The sequence below is a fragment of the Streptomyces sp. 13-12-16 genome (assembly GCF_002114215.1).
GTDB lineage: Bacteria > Actinomycetota > Actinomycetes > Streptomycetales > Streptomycetaceae > Streptomyces.
Genome location: NZ_NCTE01001364.1, coordinates 1 through 356 on the forward strand (window position 1 = coordinate 1; position 356 = coordinate 356).

The 356-nt window shown below is 77.0% G+C and carries 1 protein-coding gene; it reads right to left on the bottom strand.

The genetic code is table 11. The features are described 5' to 3' along the window. Window positions 1-356, bottom strand: a 356-nt coding sequence (locus B7767_RS40935; protein ID WP_179167525.1) for a phosphopantetheine-binding protein, incomplete at both ends; no start/stop codon positions are given.

Here is a 356-nt window from a genome sequence, read left to right on the forward strand (position 1 = left end):
CACCCGCTGCGGGCGCACGAGGCCGCCGAGGACCGGCCGGGGCGGGGCGCCGTCCGCCCCCGCGGCGACGCGCTGGGCGAGGGCGGCCGGGGTCGGCGTCTCGAACAGGGCGGTGATGGGGATCTCGGTGCCGGTCTCGTGCCGCAGACGGGCCAGCATCCGGGTGGCCAGGAGGGAGTCGCCGCCCAGGTCGAAGAAGTTGACGTCGGTGCCCACGGAGCCTCGGGGCAGCTTCAGCACGGCCTCGAAGAGGGCGCACACCAGTGCCTGCTGCGGTGTTCCGGGGCGGGTGCCGGAGGCGGCGGCGGGGAAGTCGGGGGCGGGCAGGGACCGGACGTCGAGCTTGCCGTTCGCGG